The 17398-nt window shown below is 69.9% G+C and carries 11 protein-coding genes; 5 read left to right on the top strand and 6 right to left on the bottom strand.

Annotated features, from left to right (window positions below; all coding sequences use genetic code 11):
- Positions 1-130: 130 nt before the first annotated feature.
- The gene (locus ACZ5SK_RS41655; protein WP_457495611.1) at positions 131-1603 is read left to right on the top strand and encodes an MFS transporter; all 1473 of its coding nucleotides are present in this window, start codon (positions 131-133) and stop codon (positions 1601-1603) included.
- A 272-nt stretch (positions 1604-1875) separates the two neighbouring features.
- On the opposite strand, the gene ACZ5SK_RS41650 is transcribed toward ACZ5SK_RS41655, so the two are convergent.
- From ACZ5SK_RS41650 to ACZ5SK_RS41625, 6 genes are all read right to left on the bottom strand, one after another.
- Complete coding sequence (locus tag ACZ5SK_RS41650; RefSeq protein ID WP_457495612.1) at positions 1876-4224, bottom strand: alpha-L-fucosidase; 2349 nt, start codon at positions 4222-4224, stop codon at positions 1876-1878.
- A 321-nt stretch (positions 4225-4545) separates the two neighbouring features.
- Positions 4546-5289, bottom strand: coding sequence for a GntR family transcriptional regulator (locus ACZ5SK_RS41645; protein ID WP_399708238.1), 744 nt, complete (start codon positions 5287-5289; stop codon positions 4546-4548).
- Between the two features lie 374 nt (positions 5290-5663).
- On the bottom strand, positions 5664-7046 hold the full coding sequence (locus tag ACZ5SK_RS41640; protein WP_399708240.1) for a thioredoxin domain-containing protein: 1383 nt from the start codon (positions 7044-7046) through the stop codon (positions 5664-5666).
- 24 nt (positions 7047-7070) lie between these two features.
- Positions 7071-10022 carry an ABC transporter permease subunit gene (locus tag ACZ5SK_RS41635; RefSeq protein ID WP_468577535.1) on the bottom strand — a complete coding sequence of 984 codons (2952 nt, stop codon included), beginning with the start codon at positions 10020-10022 and terminating at the stop codon, positions 7071-7073.
- Entirely contained in the window at positions 10019-12277 is a 2259-nt protein-coding gene (locus tag ACZ5SK_RS41630; protein ID WP_457495615.1) for an ATP-binding protein, read from the bottom strand. The genes ACZ5SK_RS41635 and ACZ5SK_RS41630 overlap by 4 nt, the downstream gene beginning before the upstream one ends.
- The gene (locus ACZ5SK_RS41625) at positions 12274-12786 is read right to left on the bottom strand and encodes a hypothetical protein (protein ID WP_468577534.1); all 513 of its coding nucleotides are present in this window, start codon (positions 12784-12786) and stop codon (positions 12274-12276) included. Before ACZ5SK_RS41625 ends, ACZ5SK_RS41630 begins: the two co-directional genes overlap by 4 nt.
- A gap of 211 nt (positions 12787-12997) precedes the next feature.
- On the opposite strand from ACZ5SK_RS41625, the gene ACZ5SK_RS41620 reads away from it, so the two are divergent.
- The 4 genes from ACZ5SK_RS41620 (at position 12998) to ACZ5SK_RS41605 (ending at position 17390) form a co-directional block, all read left to right on the top strand.
- Positions 12998-14305 carry a type 1 periplasmic-binding domain-containing protein gene (locus tag ACZ5SK_RS41620; RefSeq protein ID WP_468577533.1) on the top strand — a complete coding sequence of 436 codons (1308 nt, stop codon included), beginning with the start codon at positions 12998-13000 and terminating at the stop codon, positions 14303-14305.
- Positions 14306-14371: 66 nt separating this feature from the next.
- Positions 14372-15658 (top strand): M16 family metallopeptidase, encoded by a 1287-nt coding sequence (locus ACZ5SK_RS41615; protein WP_468577532.1) that lies wholly within the window; start codon positions 14372-14374, stop codon positions 15656-15658.
- Entirely contained in the window at positions 15655-17013 is a 1359-nt protein-coding gene (locus ACZ5SK_RS41610) for a M16 family metallopeptidase (protein ID WP_468577531.1), read from the top strand. Before ACZ5SK_RS41615 ends, ACZ5SK_RS41610 begins: the two co-directional genes overlap by 4 nt.
- On the top strand, positions 17010-17390 hold the full coding sequence (locus tag ACZ5SK_RS41605) for a hypothetical protein (protein ID WP_457495620.1): 381 nt from the start codon (positions 17010-17012) through the stop codon (positions 17388-17390). The genes ACZ5SK_RS41610 and ACZ5SK_RS41605 overlap by 4 nt, the downstream gene beginning before the upstream one ends.
- Positions 17391-17398 lie beyond the last annotated feature (8 nt).

Genomic DNA, 17398 nt, shown 5'->3' with positions numbered 1-17398 from the left:
GTCGGCGCGCACGGGGCCACCGCCCGAAAGAGCACCCCCACCTGCTCATCCGGCTTTCCGACCTCACGGACGTCAGCCCATTCCGTTGCGGCCACTCTCCGCCCGCACCCCCCACAGGGAAGGCTCACTCATGTCCAGAACACACCCGTCGGCCGCCCAGGCGCAGAATCCCCCGCCGCCACCACTGGGTGTCGTGGTGGCGACCCTCGCCTTCACCGGGATCGCCGGCGCGATGACCCAGACCCTGGTGCTCCCGATCGTCCCCCTCCTGCCCCGGCTGCTGGACGCCCAGGCCTCGGACACCGCCTGGGCCCTCACGGCCACGCTGCTGTGCGGCGCTGTCTCCACCCCCGTGACGGGCAGGCTCGGCGACATGTACGGCAAGCGGCGCATGCTCCTGATCGGAGTCGGCCTGCTCGTGCTGGGCTCGGTGATCTGCGGGCTGAGCGACTCCCTGGCTCCACTCCTCGTCGGACGGGCGTTGCAGGGGCTGGCGGCGGGCGTGGTGCCGCTGGGCGTGAGCATCATGCGTGACGTACTGCCCGCCGAGAAACTGCCCGGGGCGACGGCGGCGATGCTCGGCTCCCTCGGCGTCGGCGCCGCCCTGGGCCTGCCCGCCGCCGCGGTCATCGCCGACAACTTCGACTGGCACATGCTGTTCTGGGTGTCCGCAGCCCTCGGCGCGGTCGCAGCCGGGCTCGTGTTCCTGCTGGTGCCCGAGTCGAAGATGCGTACGGGCGGGCGTTTCGATCTGCCGGGTGCGGTCGGTATGGCGGTGGGCCTGGTCTGCCTGCTCCTCGCGGTCTCCAAGGGCGCCGACTGGGGATGGGGAAGCGGTACGGTCCTGTCCCTGTTCGCCGTGGCCGTGATCGTGCTGGTGCTGTGGGGCTGGTTCGAACTGCGCGCCCCGCAGCCCATGGTGGACCTGCGCACCACCGCACAACCGCAGGTACTGCTCACCAACCTCGCCGGACTGGCGCTCGGTCTCGCCCTGTTCGCGATGAACCTGGTGCTGCCGCAGCTGCTCACGATGCCTGAGGCCACCGGCTACGGTCTGGGCAAGTCCCTGGTCGTCACCGGCCTGGTCATGGCTCCGCAGGGTCTGACGATGATGGCGGTCTCCCCGTACGGGGCGCGCATCACCAAGAGCAGGGGGCCGAAGGTGACCCTCATGACCGGATCCGTGATCGTGGGAGCGGGCTACCTGCTCACCATGGTGATGATGTCCGGCATCTGGCAGGTCATGGTGGCCTCCTGCGTCGTGGCGACCGGAGTGGGCTTCGCCTACGGCGCGCTGCCCGCACTGATCATGGAAGCCGTGCCGGTGTCCGAGACCGCCGCCGCCAACGGCCTCAACGCCCTCATGCGTTCCATCGGCACGACCGGCTCCAGCGCCGTCGCCGGCCTGATCCTGGCCCACATGACCACCGACTTCCACGGCGTGCACATCCCGACCGAGAACGGCCTGCGTGCCGTCCTGGCCCTGGGCGTCGGCGCCGGTGCCCTCACCTTCGCTTTCGCGAGCTCCATCCCCCGCAGGCCCCCAAGGGATGTCACCGTCCCGGTGGAGTCGGTCGCCGTGAAACCCGCGGGTGCGGAGTAGGAGGTGTCGTTCGGCCGACATCCAGCCGGCGGCGACGTGAAGGTCGGTTGGTCCCGCGCTCGGCGCGTAACCAACCGACCCGATGGGCGACCGCGACGACCGTTCGGATCGTCGGCCGGATCAAATCCACCGCCTACTGTCACTGCGCACGCCAGCCGTTGGTGACCGCGCTTCCGTGACAACAACGCCCCCGCCTTGTTGGACCTGTGCCCGCCGGTGTCGCGAACGGCGTCATGCCGTCGTGGCCCCGGTTGTGCGGGGTGTCTGGGTTTTCAGGCACCCCAGTGCACTTTGAAGACCCACGCGTGCTGTCCTGCCTGGCGTGCGGCTTGGGGGACGTCGATCACCAGCGACCCGTTGCTCAGGGTCCAGGTCAGGGGCCGGCCGTGGCCGAGCATCGTCACCTTGTCGCCGTTGCGGATCGGGATCGGTGCTTCGACGGTGAGTTTGGCGCCCGGCCTGGCCAGGGAGTGGATGTAGAAGGCCTCGTCCGGGCGGACGGTGAACCGCAGGTCCTCGCCGAGTTCGGCCATCCGGGACCAGTAGGTGGTGTCGTAGATGGCCTCGCCGTTGGTGCGCAGCCAGTGGCCTGTCTCACGCAGCCGGGTCTGCATGATCTCGGGGATGGTGCCGTCGGCGCGCGGGCCGATGTCGAGCAGGAAGTTGCCGTTCTTGGAGACGACGTCGACGAGGCTGTGCACGACTTCTTCGGTCGTCATGTAGGCGTCGTCGGGGGTCGCCTGGTTGTACCCGTAGCTGAACGGGTCCAGGCCGCGGCTGGACTCCCACTTGGCGACGACCGTGTTGTCGTACGTCGTGTACTCGGGGGTCGTGAAGTCGTGGAAGCCGATGCCCGAACGGTCGTTGACGGTGACCTCGATGGGCCGGGCGCGGTTCTTCGCGTGGTTGAAGTACTCGGCCAGGACATGGAGGCTGTCGTTGGCGCCGCCGATGTCGCACCAGATGAGCTCCGGGTCGTAGCCCTGGATCAGCTCCAGCATCTGCGGGGCCTGGTAGTCCTTCACGAAGTCCTTGCCAGCGGTGTAACCCGTGTAGGGCAGCGGCTGCTGGGTGTACGGATTGCGCGGGGCGTGGCCCATCCAGGGGTTGTCCGGGTTGAACCACTCGGGCATGGAGAAGTAGAGCCCGCGGTGGAGTTCGGGGGTGTACCGGCGGGACGCCGCGAAGAGTTCCTTGACAAGGTCCCGCTTCGGGCCCATCTTCACGGAGTTGCGGTCGGAGACCTTCGTGTCCCACAGCGCGAAGCCCTCATGGTGCTTCGAGGTCAGCACGTGGTACTCCGCGCCCGCGTCCCGGAACAGTTCGACCCAGGCACGCGGATCGAACTTCGACGCCGTGAACATCGGGATGAAGTCGTCGTAGGCGAAGTTCTCGCCGTACTTGTCGCGGTGGTACCCGTAGACGGCGTTCGCGGGATCCTGCATGTGGTTCCAGTACCACTCGGCGTACTGCTTGCCGACCGGCGACCAGGCCGGCACCGAGTAGACGCCCCAGTGGATGAAGATGCCGAACTTGGCGCCCTGGAACCAGTACGGCGCCTGGTGGCCGGAGAGAGAAGTCGCTGTGGGCTGGTAGTCGGCGACGCCGAGGGTCAACCGGCTTTTCTGCGCGGCGGCTTGGGTTCCGCGTCCGGTGACGGTCACCGAGCCGTCGCGGACCGTACCCGGGGCGGTGCCCGCACGGTTACGGATACCCACGCGGACACGCGCCTGCTCACCGGGGTCCAGGCGGCGGACACGGGCGGCCTCGACGGTGCGGGCCCCCGGAACCTCGACCCCCACCGAGACGCCGTCCGCGGCCAGCACGGCGACCGTCCCCGCGTTGACGACGGTGGCTTCGACGCTCTGGGCGCCGGACGACTCCAGCAGCGAGTTCGTGGACCGGGCCGCGCGCAGGGCAAGCGCTCGTCCCTGAGCGGCAGGTTGCAGGGACAGCGCGAACACGTGCAGCGACGCCTTGTTCGCCTGCGCCGGGTTGGTCACCGGGAGCGTGATCGCTACGGCGTCGCGCTGTGGGTCGAGCCACAGCTCGGACGTGCCGATCCCCACACGGTGTTCGTCCCTGGCGCCGTCCGGTCCGTAGCGGTACGGCACCGACAGGGATCCGCCCGCGGAGTACCAGTCGGATCCGCCGAGGGGGGCGGCCGTGGTCGAACCGTCCGCGTAGTGGACCGTGGCTTTGCCGGAGGCGTTGCCGTAGCTGCCCGCGGTGAGGAAGACGGCCGAGAGATAGCGGCCTTGGGGCAGTTCGACGCGCTGGCCGAGTGCGACGACATTGTTCTTCGCGCCGGCGGGCGAGGCCGGGAAGACGAAGGGCACGCCGTCGACCTGCACGCGGCCCGTGGGGAGCTCCTCGCCCGGGAACGTGTAGCCCGATCCGTCGAAGTCACCACCCCGTGCGGAGGCCGTGTCGACGCCGTCGTTGTCGTAGAGGGAGTCGAGCGGAACAGGGACGGGGTCGGGGACGGGAGCCCACGGTCCGGCGTACTCGGCGAGTGGTTCGGCGGCGTGTGCGGCGGTGGCTGAGGCGAGGGGAAGCGCCGCGACGGCGGCGACTCCGGCCGCGGCGCCCAGGACCTGGCGTCTCGGATACGTACCCATGAGCGGCTCCATTCATCGGATGTCTGATGATCGAGGGGAGTAGCAAAGCTGTCAATGGTGCGCACAGAGAGGCGATTTGGAGAAATACATCGGATGACAAGTAGGGAGGCTTGGCTGTATGCCCTGTTCGGCTGGCTTCCGGCGGATTTCAGTTGCATCACCGTGCGCCATGACGGAAGGTCCTGCATCCGGGCGAGCAGAAGCGGGCCGCTCCCATCCGGACCTGCCTCTGGCGATTTAGGAGTTCCGTCATCTCTTCAGGGGCGGGCCGGTGGTCGCACGCTGGGTTGGCAGATCCCCGCCGAGCCGGTGTTTTCGCCGCTATGCGGAGCGCAGCCGCGATTCCGCATCGGGCAGGTTGTGCGGCTGGCCCAGTGAGGTCAGGTCGACGGCGCGCAGTGCCTCGCTGTCCAGGACGGCGGCGACCGCCCGGTCGCGCGCCTCCCGTACATGACGGGTGGCCAGGTCTCTGGCCGCTGCGGAGTCCCCGGCGGCGATCGCCTCCACGAGGCGCCGATGACCCGACTCCGGGCCACCGGATCCCGCCGCCGAATCGATCACGTCGAGGGCGTGGTAGCGCTCCATCTTGAGGAGGGCCTCGTCGAGCACCCGCTCGAGCTCGGCGTTCCCGCCGAGGACCGCGATGCGGCGGTGCGCCCGGTAGTGGTCGGTGAGCCGGGCGGCCCGGTCCTCCGTGCCGCCCTCCTCCTCGCGGGCGCAGAACTCCTGCAGCGCCGCGATCTGCTCGGGCCGGCGTGCGCCGTGCCGGGCGGCGAGGGCTGCCGCCTCCGGTTCTAGCCACAGGCGCAGCTCGAACAGGTCCTGCATCCCGCGCAGGGTGACCGGGGGGACCCGGTAGCCCGAACGCGGGATGACCTCCACCCAGCCCAGCCGCCGCAGCACCGCCAAGGCCTCGCGTACGGGTGCTTTGCTCATCTGGAGGCGCTGGGCGATGTCAGCCTCGGAGAAGGAGGCGCCGGGCGCCAGGTCGCCGTGGATGACGCGCTGGCGGATCTCGCTGACGGCGCGATCGCTCATCGATCCGCCGCCGCTACCCGAGTCCATGAAAGGCTCTCCTTCTAGTATGAGCAGCACACGGTTCTGCTTGGGCCAGACCCTATCGCGAGACCGTGATGTCGGACCCGCTGCGCGGGTCGAGCTCGCCGCCGCTTCCGCTCGCACCGGGTGCTGCCTCCGCAGTTCACGCGGCCCCGGAGTGTCGATATGTCATGTCCTGGTACGTGCGCGGCGCTCCCGGGTGGCCAGACGCCGGCGGCTCCGTGCGAGGAAGAGTAACGGGGGCCAAGGTCCTCCCCGGCACCCTCCAAGAGTCCGGTCGTCCCCGCAGGGAGAAGTCCGTCCGGTCGCAGCCTGACAGCCGTCGCACGGCACGTGAACAGCCCTGAAGGACCCTGAGGCGGGCACTTCCGGCCGTCCGGTCAGTCGGCGTTCAGCGCGTGCTGCACTGCCTGCGGCGCGACCCAGACGCCGTTGATCCTGACGGAGGGCAGTGCGCTGCGCAGGCGGAGATACGCGGCTTCGCTGACGTTCGCCTCGCCGCCAAGGCCCAGTGACCGCAGTTCGGTCAGTGTCGCCAGGGCGTCGACCACCTCGTCGTCGACGGGGGTGTCGGCGAAGTCGAGGGTGGTCAGACGGGACAGCCCCGCCAGGCGGCGAAGTCCGGCGGGCGTGACCTTCGGCGCGGTGACGTGCAGGACCTTGAGGCCCGTCAGCCTCGCCACGTGACCGAGTCCCTCGTCGGTCGTCTCCGGCGCACGGAGCAGCAGGGTGGTCAGCTCCGGGAGGCCGGCCTCGACGATCTCCGCCAGGCCGGCGTCTGAGACCGAAGGCGTGCCGAGCATCAGACTGCGCAGGCCAGGGGCACGGGCCAGCTCGGCCAGCCCGGCGTCGGTGACCCCACCGGCGTTGAGATACAGCTCCTGGAGGAGCGGCAGGCCCACCACCTGCCTGACGAACGCGTCGTCGGCCTCCGGAATGGTCACATGCACCTCGTCGAGTTGCGTCAGGCCCGCCAGTGCCGAGGCTGCCTCGGCGGCGGAGCCGACCAGGCGCTGTGCGGTCACCGAGAGCCTGGTCAGCCCGGTCAGGTGCGCGATGTCGGCCAGGCCGGCCGTGCTGATGGCCGGGACCACGATCATCAGCTTGTCGACGCCGTCGGCCGGGAGCCGTCGCAGGAACCCGAGGTCGACCGGGTCGGCCGGGGCATCCGGGTTCTCCTCGTCACCGGTCTGGTGGACCATGAGCCACACGACCCGGCCCTTGGCGACCTCGATAGTGCCCTGCGCGGGGAGGACCTCGCTCTCGCCGCGGTCGGGGATCCATCCGTCGAAGACCGCGACCTTGCCGGGCAGGTCGTCGGGGAAGGCCAGGACACGGGGCCCGCGGGGGGTCCAGTTGTCCGGGACCAGGTGCTCCGGGCCGTCTTCCTCGGGCGGCCCGACCACGGGGCCCTCTGCCTTCGGCCGTACTTCGAGCAGCGGGCGGATCTGCGCCATCAGGTTGTCGGCGTCCCGGCCTCCGACGAGCCTGGCCACCAGTTCGCCGCCCGTGAACAGGAGCAGGACGGGGATGCCGCTGATGCCGTACTTCTCCTGCGTTTGCGGCGATGCGTCGAAGTCGATCTTGACTACGTGCAGGCCGTCCCCGAGTTCGGCGGCGACCTGCTCCAGGTGTGGGCCGAGGTACTGGCACGGCCCGCACCACTCGGCCCAGACGTACACCAGGACGGGAACCTCGGACGTACGCATGACGTCGTCGAGTGAGCTCTCGTCGATCAGAGGGATGGCGGCTGGGTTCGACATGCGGTTCTCCAATGACAGGGGGCGTCAGGTGGTCGTGAAGGAGGTCGGGACGGTGTGCTCGCTGCGTTCGATGGCGGTCACGCTGCCGCCGAGGTAGGCGTCCGCGACGCGCTGGTCGGCGCGGATCTCCGGTCCGGTGCCGCAGCACATGACCTGCCCGTCGACCATCACCGCGATCCGATCGGCGAGAGCCATGACCAGCGGGATGTCGTGTTCGATGACCACGAGTGTGAAGTCGAAGTCCTTCTTGAGGTTCCGCAGCATGACGCCGAGAGCCTCCGTCTCACGCTGCGCGATGCCGGCCGACGGCTCGTCGAGCAACAGCAGGCGTGGGCGGAGCGACATCATGCAGGCCAGCTCGGTGATCCGACGGGTTCCCGTGGACAGTTCGTGGATGGTCCTGCCTCGGTAGTCGCCGAGACCGAAGTAGTCGATCAGCTCGTCGGCGACCGCTTGGCGCTTGCGGGCGGTACGGTCGATGCCCAGCACTGAGGCGGTCACGGGGGTCCGTTGCTGCCGCTCGAGGGTGAGCGCGAGGACCTCTCGCACGGTCATGGTCGGGAACAGCGACGAGTCCTGGAACGAGCGGATCAGTCCGCGTTGGGCGCGTTGCTCGGGGGCCAGGCCGGTGGCATCGGAACCGGCGAAGTGCACGGTCCCGCCGTCCGGCACGACGAAGCCGCTCAGCATCTCGAAGGTGGTGGTCTTGCCCGCCCCGTTCGGTCCGATCAGGCCCAGGATCTCGCCTTCGACGACGTCCAGGGTGACACCCCGTACGGCGCTGACTCCGCCGAAACTCTTGACCAGGCCGTCCGCCCTGAGCAGCACCTGCCCAGGTACGCGGTCCGCCACGTCGGGCACCCTCAGTACGGGCGGTTGAGGGCGCGATGCCGGCGGCCGTTCGGACAGGGCGGTCCGCCCGTCATCGGCCTGGGCGATGTGGTGGTGGGCAGGGGGCGCTGCGGCGAGCGGGATGCCGTACATGCGCCCGATCCGGCCGGCCGTCCAGTCGCGGACCGGGCGCAGCAGCGACACCAGACCTCCGGGCAGGCACAGGGCCACGACAAGGACACCGGTCGTGGTGGCGGTACTCGCCAGGCCGGAGGACGGCAGGAGCAGGGGGGCACCGATCACCCAGAGGCTGCCGATGAGCGCCCCGCTGAAGGACGAGAGCCCGCCCACGATCAAGGCGAGGGCGACACCTACGGACAGCTCGGGCGGGAAGGTGGCCGCGTCGAGGGTGAGCTGGAAGTGCGCGTAGACGGCGCCGCCGAGCCCGGCCAGCAGACCGGCGACGACGAACGCCTGGATCCGGACGCGGGCCGGACGCACCGTGAACGTCCGCGCCGCCGACTCGTTGTCGCGCACGGCGCGCAGGAGCCGTCCGAAGCCGCCCCGCCACACGTTGTGGGCCAGCAGCAGCACGAGGCAGAACACGAGCGCCGCGTACCACAGGTACGGCTGTCCGGCGGAGAGTGTGTGACCGGCGACGACCGGCTGGGCCGGGGTGACGCCGTCGCCGAGCAGCCACGAGTGCGGCAGGATCACGTCCGAGGCCAGCATGGCGAAGCCGAGCGTGGTGACGGTCACCATCAGGCCCCGACTCCGCAGCGCGGGCAGGCCCAGCACCAGCGCGCAGGCACCGGCCGCCGCAGCCGCGGCCAGCAGACCGAGCGGGAAACTGGCGGTGCGCTCGACGACGTAGTAGGACGCCACCCCTCCGATGCCCGCGACGGCGTACTGCCCGAGGGTCAGTTCGCCGGCCAGGCTGGTCAAGATGCTGGCGGAGGCCGCAACCATGGCTCCGGAAAGGATCACGGTGACGTTCACCGCCTGCGCCCCGGAGGTCAGTCCGAAGCCGACCAGGGCACCGGCGACGGCGAGCAGCACAAGCTTCGGGCCGTGGCGCACCGGCCACAGCCGGGCCAGGTCGGGCGGCAGCGGCGGCATCGCCGCGACGCCGACCCAGCTGCCCGTGGCCTCGGCACGTCCCCCGGCGCGCGGTTGCATCATCAGGGCGACGAGCAGGACGACGAAGACGACGACCTCGGCCGCGTGCGAGCTCGGGTCCTTCCACAGCACGACCTGTTGGACCACGCCGAGGAAGAGCCCGGCGGCCATCGCACGCGACAGGTTCTGCATGGCACCGACCACCGCGGCGCCCAGGGCGGGAAGCAGCAGGACCGGGGCTGTCGTGCTGCTGTTGGCCGAAGGGGCCGCGGTGAGGATCGTGGTGACGGCCGCGATCGATCCGGCGATCCCCCAGGCCAGGGTGGACATGCGGACCTCGGAGATGCCCGCCATGCGGGCGGCGTCGGGATTGCACGCGACGGCGCGGATGGCCACGCCGTACCGGCTGCGGGTCAGGAACACGGTGAGCGCCGCCACCAGCACCGGGCCGATGACCAGCAGCCCGGTGTAGCTCTGGGTGACCAGCAGTGGGCCGATGCTGAATTGGGGAAGGCCGGCCGGCAGTGTCGGCTCCCGCAGGTTCCCGCCGGCGTCGTAGGTGAAGTGCAGCAGCTGGCCGGCACCGTCGGACAGCAGTACCCCGGCGCCGATGGTGGCCGCGGTCACCATGCCGCGCGGTGCCTTCGCCAGCCGGCGCACCACGCCCAGGTTTACGAGGGCGCTGGCCGCGAAGCCGACCGCGGCGCTGAGCGCGAACGACGGCCAGTAGGGCAGTCCGGCCACTTGTACGAAGACCGGCAACGATGCCGCGGCGAAGATCCCTATCTGCGGCAGAGCGAAGTTGATGACCCGGCTGGTGCGGAACACCAGGACCAGGCACACGCCGAGCAGGCCGTAGCCGATGCCGATGATCGCGCCCAGGACCACCACGTACGGGGGCGTCGCGTACCCGAGTGCGTGCGCGAACGGCAGCCCCAGCGCCAGGACGGCGCCGCAGCCGAGCGGCAGTCGCGACCGGGCGGGCAGGCGCCGCAGCAGCCCTGCCATGGTGTCCCGCGATGTCATGAGCGCTCCTCGGTGTCCGCGCCCGGCACGTCGCCGGCGCTCGCGCCGGACAGGAAGACCGCGCGAAGCAGGTCCGTCTTAGCCAGCAGGTCACGGCTGCTGCCGTCGAACCTGATCTGGCCCTTCTCCATGAAGTAGGCGTGCTCGGCCAGGTTCAGCGCGACGTTCACGGACTGCTCGACGAGAACCACCGCGGTGCCGGCCGCGTTGATCGCGCGGACCATGTCCAGGAGTTCGCCGACCACCACCGGCGCCAGGCCCAGCGACAGTTCGTCGATCAGGAGCAGCTTCGGGCGCAGGATGAGCGCCTTGCCCATGCCGAGCATTTGCTGCTGTCCACCGGACAGGGTGCCGGCCTTTTGGCTGCGCAGTTCGGCCAGTTGCGGGAACCCGGCGAAGACCTGGTCGATGGCCGCCTCGCGGTTTCGGCGGGACCGGCCCGCGGTGTAGCCGAAGCAGCGCAGGTTGTCGGCCACGGTCAGGTCGCCGAAGACGGCCTTGCCACCGGGGATCTGAGTGATCCCCAGTTCGGTCCGGCGCTCGGCGTCGATGTAGGTGATGTCGTGGCCCTGGAAACGGACGCTGCCCCGGTCGGGCAGGCCCAGGCCGCTGATGGCCCGCAGGAGGGTCGATTTGCCCGCGCCGTTCACGCCGAGCAGGGCCACCATCTCGCCTTCGTCGACGGCGAAGTCGACGCCGAACAACACCTGGGTCTGGCCGTAGGAGTAGTCGAGTCCCCGGCACGCCAGGGTGGGCAGCCGTCCGCCGCCCGCGTGGATCCGCTGGACCGTCTCCTCCTCGATCACTCCCTCGATCATGCTGTCGAGGTCCGCGCGGACGTGGCGTCCGGCGCGCATCGTGAGCAGGACGCCGATCACCGACGGGACCGAGCCGATCGCGACCGCCAGCGGTATGCCCACACTGCCGGCCAGTCCGCCGATCAGGACGGTGCCGATCGCGACCCCGCCGAGCGAGAACAGCGCCGTGACCGCACCGACGTGCGCACGCAGGTTCGCCGGTACCAGCGACATCGTCCCGACCGCCATCGCCGGGCCGCTCAGGCCGCCGAGCGCCGTGCCGACCAGGCTGAGGACCACCATCAGCGAGACCGTCGAAGCGAACACCTGCGCGGCGGACAGGACGATGCCCAGCAGCGAGACCGCGCCGGAGGCGTAGAAGATGAGCTTGGGGTCACGCTGGTACATCCGGTCGCCGACGGGAGCCAGGATGACGAAGGACAGCAGACCGACCACCGAGGTGGAACCCTGCAGCAGGGCCCGCTGAGCGGCGTCCAGACCGAAGCGGTCGGTGTAGTAGAAGACCAGATAGGTGGAGATCGGCGTGGCGATCGCACCGACCATGCCCGCAGTGAAGAGCAACCGCATCGACCTGATCGCCAGGATGCGGCGCAGCGCTTCGAAGACCGTCAGCCTGGGCGGCTCGACGGTGCGTGTGTCGTCGACGGCGCCGGCGTTCTCCCGGACCGCGGCACGGATCAGTTCGGTGTCCCTGGTGCCGTACCCCGGGTCCCGCAGACCCAGGGACAGCAGGAAACAGACCAGTGCCAGCGCCGCCAGCACGAGGAACGCTCCCCGCCAGGTCAGAGCCAGCGGCCCGGACAGCAGGTACACGATCCCGGGAGCCACCAGCCCCGCCGCGATCGCCCCCATGGACAGCACGGAGAGCACCCGCACGCGCGCCCGGGGCGGGTACAGGTCGACCATCAGCGACCCGCTCACCGTGCCGTTCGCCGACGTGGTCGCGGCGTCCAGCAGGATCACCCCGGTGAGCATCAATGAGCCGGGGACGACGGCCGTGTAGCCGGTCAGCACGCACCACAGTCCCGCCGACACCAGCATCACCAGGGCCCGCGCGGGCCTGTTCTGCACATACCGGGCCACGGTCAGTGGTACGACCAGGGCGATGACCTGCGTGATCAGGCTGACAGTGGTGAAGAACTGCGGGCCGAGCCCGAAAGTGCGGGCGATGTCCGGCTGGTACACGCCGAACGCCTGACCGTGGAGCAGGTCGCTCAGGCTGAGCAGGAACAGCGCCACCATCGGGTACAGCGGCGCCTTCTCCTCCCGGAGCATGCGCAGCAGGGAACGCTTGTCGACCTCGCCGTTCACTCCGGCGATGTCCCTGCCCTGCTCGGCCATCGCCGCGGTCGACCGCTCGATCTCCTCCGTGAATCCCGCCACCGAGAACGTGGTGGCCTTCTCGGCGGTCTCGGGACCCTGTTCCGTGGCGGTCATGACGCGGCTCCCGCGACGGTGAAGCTGGTCGTCCAGGAGGAGTCGCCGATACGTCGGCCGGCCCCGTCGACGAGGACGATCGTCAGGTAGTGCGAGCTGCTCCCCAACGTCCCCGACGACGGGACGGCGTCGATGGTGTAGCCGGTCCGGGAGGTGACGAAGACGTTCAGGCGCTGAGCGAGGTAGGCGGCGTCCGGACATCCGCTCACGCCGGCGCAGTCGCCGTTGGTGACCAGTGAGCCCAGGCTCTTGCCGGGAGCCATCGGGTACTTGTCGAGAAAGACCGCGTAGTACCCCGTTCCCACCCGTGCCGGGCTGCCGGGGCGGACCGCGGTGAAGTCGCGCATCGTCCAGGAGACCTTGACCGGCAGCCGCACCGCCGAGCCGGTGCCCGGGCTCACGATCGTCAGCCGCTTGTCCTGCCGGAAGCTCATCTCGGAACCACTGGCACACCCCGCGGTGAGCAGTGCGCAGCCCAGTGCGATGAGTACGCGAGGTCGTATCGCCACGTGCCCTCCTGATCTCTTCCTGGACGTCCGAAGCCTGACCAGGCAGCGCTCGGTCCAGGCGGCACGCCATGCTGCATGGCTGTGGAGTTCAGAGTCAAGACTTGTTCTTCTCAGTTTCACCTGCTGGTCTTAGCACCTTCGATCCCTGTCGGGCCGGGGAGCCGACCGCCGCCGCCGAACCCGGCGGCGGGGACACGATCCAGGAGGAACCGTGAGAACACGCAGGTCACTGCAGAAAGCTCTGGCGGCAGGCGTCCTCGCCGTCTCGCTGGCCGGCTGCTCGGCCACGTCCGCCGGCACCACGAAGTCCTCGTCGTCGCCGACGGCGGCCACGGCCATCCCTGCGCACAACGGCCCAGGGGTGAGCGCCGACAGCATCACCGTCGTGGACAACTACTACTTCGACGCGACGGCGCCGGTGGACAAGGCCGTCTTCGACGCCTACAACGCGGCCGGCGGGATCGCCGGCCGCAAGCTCATCCGGGCCGATCAGGCCCAGGCCAACGTGTCGGCCACCGCCACGCAGGCCGAGCAGGACCAGGCGATATGCCTGGCCTACAAGCAGCGCAAGGACAGGGTCTTCGCCGTGCTGAACGACGTGACCGGCTCCGTGAAGCTCAACTCGTGCCTGAACCAGCAGGGCACGGTCGTCCAGGCGTGGTCCGGCAGCGTCGTCGACGCGAGCATGTTCCAAAAGGCGCCGTTCACCGTCGGCCCCGGCGCGCTGACCAGCAAGCGGCTGGCCACCGCCTGGCCCGCCCTGCTCAAGAGCACCGGCTTCCTCCAGGACACCAGCAAGATCGCCGTGGTCTCCGACGGCGTCGGAGACGACGACGAGATCGCTGCGAGCACGTTCGTTCCCGCGCTGGAGAAGGCCGCCGGCTCGACACCCCGGCTGTTCACGTACGACACCACCTCGAGCGACCAGAAGGCGCTGCAGGCCCAGGCGCTGAGCATGGTGCTGAAGCTCAAGCAGGCCGGCATCGACCGAATCGTGTTCTTCGGATCCGGCTCTCTGGGGCCGATCGCGATCACCGCCGCCAAGCAGGGACTGGATGCGCGGTACGCGTGGCCGTATTCGGGGATCCCTGCAGGTAACGGCGTCACGCCGGCCATGCAGGCAGCCATCACCGGTTACGCGTGGAGCCTGACCGACTTCGGCGTCCCGGCCGCTGCGCAGCAGGAACTGCTGGCCTCGAACCCGGCGGCCGCCAAGTGCCTGTCGATCCTGACCAAGGCGCACCTGGACCTCGCCCAGAACGCGAGCACCGCACTGCGGCTGTGTGACGCGCTCAACCTGCTCAAGCAGGCGCTGGAGGGCAGCGGCAGCAAGTACGTCAACGCCCAGGCCTTCATCGCGGGCGTGGAGAAACTCGACACCTTCGACTCGGTCACGACCTTCCGGAGCGGTTTCGGTCCGGGTCGGCACGACGGGGTCCTCGCCATGCGCAAGTCCGCCTACCAGCCGTCGTGCAAGTGCTTCCGGTACACCGGGCCGAGCCTCCCGATCTCCGAATGAAAGAGCTTGCTATGTTCAAACACTCAGACTGGTATCTTCAGAACGGGACGCTGTCGGTGATGACACATGACTGAGACCTCCACGGGCGAAATCGTCGAGGAACGGCTGGACAACGGACTGCGGGTGCTTGTCGCCGAGAACCGCACGGTCGACGCCGTTGCCGTCAACCTCTGGTACGGGGTCGGCTCACGGGACGAGAGCCCGGGCCGGACCGGCCTGGCCCATTTGTTCGAGCACCTGATGTTCCAGGGGTCACAGAACGTGGCCGCCGGGGAGCACATGGCCCTGCTCGAGTCGTTCGGCGCCGATCTCAACGCGACCACCTCGTTCGACCGCACCAACTACTTCCAGACCGTGCCCACCCGGGCGTTCGAACTGGCGCTGTGGCTGGAGGCGGACCGGATGGGTGGCCTGCCCGACGCTCTGGACCAGAAGAACCTGGACAGCCAGCGGGACGTCGTACGCAACGAGCGGCGCGAGCGCATGGACAACCAGCCCTACGGTGACGCCTTCGAGCGCATACAGTCGCTGCTGTTCCCGCTGGGGCACGGCTATCACCACATGCCCATCGGGTCGATGGAGGATCTGGCCGCCGCGTCACTGGACGATGTCCGCGCCTTCTTCCACCAGCACTACGCGCCGGCCAACGCCGTCCTGACCATCGCCGGCAACGTCCGTACCCGCGACGCACTCGACAAGGCGGCCCTCTACTTCGACGCGGTCGACGCGGGAGACCGCTGGCACCGTGGACCGGCTGCCCGCATGCCCGCTCTGAAGCCACTGGACGAGCAGATACGCACTGAGATGAGCAGCCCGGTCCCCGCCGACGCGCTCTGGTGCGGGTGGCGTATCCCCGCTGACGGCACCGAGGACTTCGACGCGGCCGTAGTCGCACTGCGGATCCTCGGCGGCGGCGCGAGCAGCCGCCTGGTCGAGCGTCTGACACGGCACAGCAGGCTGGCCCAGTCGATCAATGCCTTCCCGAACGACCTCACCGGCGGGACGGCTGCCGCCATGCTGGTCGTGGCGGCGCAGCAGGACGCCTCCCTGGCCGAGATCGAGACGATCCTGGACGCCGAGCTGGAGCGCTTCGCGGAGGAAGGCCCGAACGAAGCGGAATTCGCGGCGGCCCTGGCGCAGGCCGAGCGAGAGTGGCTGGAGAGCACCGCGACGCTCGCCGGCCTGGCCGACGAGGTCTCCCGGGCCGCGTGTCTGTTCGGCACCGCCGACCGGGTCTCCGCTGCAGTCGCACGGATCCGAGCCGTTACGCCGGAGCGAGTCCGCTCCGTCACCCAGACCTGGCTGCGCCCCCATCAGCGGGCCCAGCTCATCTACCGCAAGGAGCAGTCATGACCCTGTCGGCCCGGGTGCCGCGCCCGGCCTCGGGGCCGGCGGCAGCATGGAAGTTCCCCGCCGTCCACCGCAGCACACTGCGCTGCGGCCTGCGGGTCGTCCGCTACGACCTGCCCGGCCAACTCCTGGCGTCCGCCGCCCTCGTGCTGGACGTGCCCCCGGAAAGCGAACCGGAGGACCGTGAGGGCATAGCGACCATCATGTCCCGCGTCCTCGACGAGGGGACCGCACGCCGCGACGGCTCCGCCTTCGCGGCCGAAATAGACCGGCTCGGCGCCTCGTACTCCGCGTCGGTGAACACCTCCGGCATCCAACTGAACCTGGAGGCCCCGGCCCGGTTCTTCGGCCCCGCCCTCGGCCTGCTCGCCGAGGCGGCCACCGAGCCGACGTTCCCGGCCGCCGAGGTCGAACGGCACGTCCAGCAGCGTCTGGGGGAGTTGGAGCAGGAGCGGGCCATCGCGTCGAGCCTGGCGGGGACGGAACGGCTGGCAGCGTGCTTCGAGCCGGACAGCAGGTACGCGCGCCCGGTCGGCGGCCGTGCCGAGACCGTGCGCAGGATCGAGCGGGACGCGGTCGAGCTCTTCTACCTCCGGTGGGCCGCCCCTGACCGTGCCACCCTCGTACTGGCCGGTGACTTCAAGGGGGTCGACGTCGAAAGCGCGGTGGAGAGCGCCTTCGGCACCTGGAGCAGGAAGGCTTCGGCTGCCCCCGTCCCGGACCAGCACCCGCGTGCCGCCGCACCGAGCCTGGTGATCGCCGACCGTCCGGGCGCGGTACAGAGCCACCTCGCCTTCGGCCTGAAGGCTCCGGACCGGCGCGCGCCCTACTGGGCGGATCTGCTGGTGGCCGCGCGAGCTCTCGGCGGTGGCGTCAGCTCCCGGCTGTCCGCGTCGCTGCGCGAGGACAAGGGCTACACGTACGGCATTCACGCCGGCTTCACAGCGTTCCGACGGGACGGCCTGTTCACCGTCGACACCGCCGTGCAGACCGACGCGACAGCGCCCGCCGTCACCGAAGTCCTGGCGGTGACCGAGAAGTTCTGCGTGGACGGCCCGACTCGGGCCGAGTGCGCCGAGGCCATCGACTACATGACCGGCGTCCACCCGCTACGGCACGAGACGGCCCGGGCGATAGCGGCGTCGGCCGCGATGCAGGCGGCGTTCCACCTCGGCGACAGCTACCTCGACGACCTGCAGGACGCATTGCGGGCCGTGACCCCGGCCAGCGCCGCCGCCGCGTTCCGCGACCACGTCGACCCCACCGACCTCACCCTTGTCGTGGCCGGTGACGCGGCTGTCATCAGCCCCGCGCTGAGCTCCGCCACAGGCCGTGAAGCCAAGGTGATCTCCGTATGACGAGACCGCGCGGTTCGGACCACGTGCACGCCACGTTGCGAGCCGTCCGCACGGCGCCGGGCCGGGTCCGGGCCACGGTCGAGGTATCGGTCGACCCCCGATGGCATGTGTACGGCCCCGACTCCTCCGAGGGGAAGCCGCTCGCGCTCACCGCTGACGGCGAACGCGGCCATGAGCTCGAGAACGTCCGGTTCCCGCAGACCGCCGACGGCCTGCTGTCCGGAAGCTTCGAAGTGGGGGCCGAGCTGTCCACGACGGACCCGGACGTCACGCTCGTCCTCGCCGTGCAGGCCTGCAACAACGTCATCTGCGAAGCGCCGGGGGCGCTGCGGTTGGCAGCCGCGGTCGAGGCCCCGGACAAAGTCCCGGGCCAGTAGTGAGCTGC

It is taken from the genome of Streptomyces sp. NPDC031474, assembly GCF_055581185.1.
The sequence above is the reverse complement of the archived record's forward strand: the minus strand, read 5'-3'. Positions and strand labels throughout refer to the sequence as shown.

Coding starts and splice junctions, on each gene's coding strand:
- ACZ5SK_RS41655 (WP_457495611.1), top strand. CDS start 131: ATGTCCAGAACACACCCGTCGGCCGCCCAGGCGCAGAATCCCCCGCCG.
- ACZ5SK_RS41650 (WP_457495612.1), bottom strand. CDS start 4,224: ATGGGTACGTATCCGAGACGCCAGGTCCTGGGCGCCGCGGCCGGAGTC.
- ACZ5SK_RS41645 (WP_399708238.1), bottom strand. CDS start 5,289: ATGGACTCGGGTAGCGGCGGCGGATCGATGAGCGATCGCGCCGTCAGC.
- ACZ5SK_RS41640 (WP_399708240.1), bottom strand. CDS start 7,046: ATGTCGAACCCAGCCGCCATCCCTCTGATCGACGAGAGCTCACTCGAC.
- ACZ5SK_RS41635 (WP_468577535.1), bottom strand. CDS start 10,022: ATGACATCGCGGGACACCATGGCAGGGCTGCTGCGGCGCCTGCCCGCC.
- ACZ5SK_RS41630 (WP_457495615.1), bottom strand. CDS start 12,277: ATGACCGCCACGGAACAGGGTCCCGAGACCGCCGAGAAGGCCACCACG.
- ACZ5SK_RS41615 (WP_468577532.1), top strand. CDS start 14,372: ATGACTGAGACCTCCACGGGCGAAATCGTCGAGGAACGGCTGGACAAC.
- ACZ5SK_RS41610 (WP_468577531.1), top strand. CDS start 15,655: ATGACCCTGTCGGCCCGGGTGCCGCGCCCGGCCTCGGGGCCGGCGGCA.
- ACZ5SK_RS41605 (WP_457495620.1), top strand. CDS start 17,010: ATGACGAGACCGCGCGGTTCGGACCACGTGCACGCCACGTTGCGAGCC.